This is a genomic window from Streptomyces chilikensis, from assembly GCF_001642695.1.
Taxonomy (GTDB): Bacteria; Actinomycetota; Actinomycetes; order Streptomycetales; family Streptomycetaceae; genus Streptomyces; species Streptomyces chilikensis.
In genome coordinates this window covers 1-2429 of sequence record NZ_LWCC02000046.1, presented here as the reverse complement: position 1 = coordinate 2429, position 2429 = coordinate 1, and the positions used below count along the sequence as shown (strand labels likewise).

Genomic DNA, 2429 nt, shown 5'->3' with positions numbered 1-2429 from the left:
TCGCCACCCACCGCCACACCACCGGCCTGCCCGCCACCTCCCTCGCCTGGGGACCCTGGGCCGACAGCGGCATGCTGGGAGAACTCACCCCGGCCGACATCGCCCGCATGGCGCGTGCGGGACTCGTTCCGCTGAGCGCCGACCAGGGCCTCGACCTGTTCGACCTGGCGGTGGCCGCCTCCGCCGAGGAGCGGCCACACCTGTTGGCCGCCCGTCTCACCCCGAACGAGTCCCAGGTGCGGCCGGACATGCTCCCTCCGCTGCTCCGCCCGTTCTTTCGGGCCGCCCTGCGCAAGCAGGCCGCCGGCGCCCAGCGGCCCGCCGCGGAGTCCGCCGCCGCGCTGAAGGAGCGCCTGGCCCGATGCTCCGAGGACGAGGCCCACCGCCTGGTGCTCGACCTCGTCCGGGAGGCGATCGCCGCCGTGCTCGGTCACTCCTCCGCCGCATCGGTGGAGGTGAGCCGCGGTTTCCTCGACATCGGCTTCGACTCCCTCACCGCCGTCGAATTCCGCAACCGGGTCAACCAGCTCACCGGGCTGAAACTGGCAGCCACGCTGATCTTCGACCACCCGTCTCCGGAGGCCCTCGCCCGCCATCTGCTGGCGGAACTGGCTCCCGGGGGCAACGTCACCGCTCTCACGCTGCTCAGCGAACTGGACCGGCTCGAGTCGTCGCTCGCGGCCGTGCCCGCGGACGACGACGACCGTTCCCAGGTGACGGAGCGCCTCCGCGGGCTGCTCGCGGCCTGGACGGACAGCAGGCCTGCCGGTGACGACGTCACCGACCTCGACTCCGCCACCGCGGACGAACTCTTCGATCTTCTCGACGGCGAGCTGGGACTTTCCTGACCCCGTGCGGCGGCTCCCTCGCGGGAGCCGCCACCCGCCGATCTCGCCTCGCCCTTCAAGGAGTGCCAACTCATGCCGAACGAGGAGAAGTACCTCGCCTACCTCAAGCGCGCCACGGCGGATCTCCGCGAGGCGCGCACCAGGCTGCGGGAGTACGAGGACCGGGACCGGGAGCCCATTGCCATCGTCGGCATGGCCTGCCGTTACCCGGGAGGCGTCACCTCCCCGGAGGACCTGTGGCGCCTCGTCCAGGAGGGCGGGGACGCGATATCGGAGTTCCCCGACGACCGGGGGTGGGACGTCGAGCACCTCTTCGGCGACGGTGAGGCGGGCACCTCGAACGCTCACGCCGGAGGCTTCCTCGAGGGCGCCACCGCGTTCGACCCCGCCTTCTTCGGGATCAGCCCGCGCGAGGCCCTGGCGATGGACCCGCAGCAGCGGCTGCTGCTGGAGGCGTCCTGGGAGGTCTTCGAGCGGGCCGGCATCGATCCGGCCTCGGTGAAGGGCAGCCGCACGGGCGTCTTCGCCGGCCTGATGTACCACGACTACCTGACGCTGATGCAGTCCCTCCCCGACGGCGTCGAGGGCTACCTCGGCACCGGCACCTCCGGCAGCGTGCTGTCCGGCCGGGTCGCCTACATCCTGGGCCTCGAAGGGCCGGCGGTGACGGTGGACACGGCGTGCTCGTCGTCCCTGGTCGCCCTCCACCTGGCCGTCCAGGCACTGCGCAACGGCGAGTGCTCGATGGCCCTGGCGGGCGGTGTCACGGTCATGTCGACGCCCGGCACCTTCGTCGACTTCAGCCGCCAGGACGGGCTCTCCTTCGACGGGCGCTGCAAGTCGTTCTCGGACGACGCGGACGGCACGGGCTGGTCCGAGGGCGTGGGCGTGCTGCTGGTGGAGCGCCTGTCCGACGCCCGCCGCAACGGGCACCGGGTGCTGGCGGTGGTGCGGGGCTCGGCCGTCAACCAGGACGGTGCGAGCAGCGGCCTGACGGCGCCGAACGGGCCGTCGCAGCAGCGGGTGATCCGCCAGGCGCTCGCCAACGCCCGGGTCCCGGCCGCCGACGTGGACGTGGTGGAGGCCCACGGCACGGGCACGACGCTGGGCGACCCGATCGAGGCGCAGGCACTGCTCGCCACGTACGGCCAGGAACGCCCGGAGGACGGGCGGCCGCTGTGGCTCGGCTCGCTGAAGTCCAACATCGGCCACGCCCAGGCGGCGGCGGGTGTCGCGGGCGTGATCAAGATGGTCATGGCGATGCGCCACGGGGTGCTGCCCCGGACGCTCCACGTGGAGCGTCCGTCGACCCAGGTGGACTGGTCGGCGGGGGCGGTGGAGCTGCTGACCGAGGCGCGGGAGTGGCCCGAGACCGGTGACCGGCCGCGCCGGGCCGCGGTCTCGTCGTTCGGCGTGAGCGGGACCAACGCCCATGTGGTCCTCGAGCAGGCGGTGGCCGAGGAGGAGCCGCAGCCTGCCGGCGAGCCGGAGGTCGTGCTGCCGGTGGTGCTGTCGGCGAAGTCGCCGGAGGCGCTGGCGGACCAGGCGGAGCGGCTGCTGGCCCGTGTCCGGGAGGACGGG

General features: G+C 73.1%; 2 protein-coding genes. Both read left to right on the top strand.

Translation table 11 applies throughout. The features are described from left to right. Positions 1-848, top strand: an 848-nt coding sequence (locus A2U95_RS32835; protein ID WP_240957551.1) for a phosphopantetheine-binding protein, incomplete at its 5' end; no start/stop codon positions are given. A gap of 72 nt (positions 849-920) precedes the next feature. Beyond that, positions 921-2429, top strand: a 1509-nt coding sequence (locus tag A2U95_RS21610; protein ID WP_240957549.1) for a type I polyketide synthase, incomplete at its 3' end; no start/stop codon positions are given.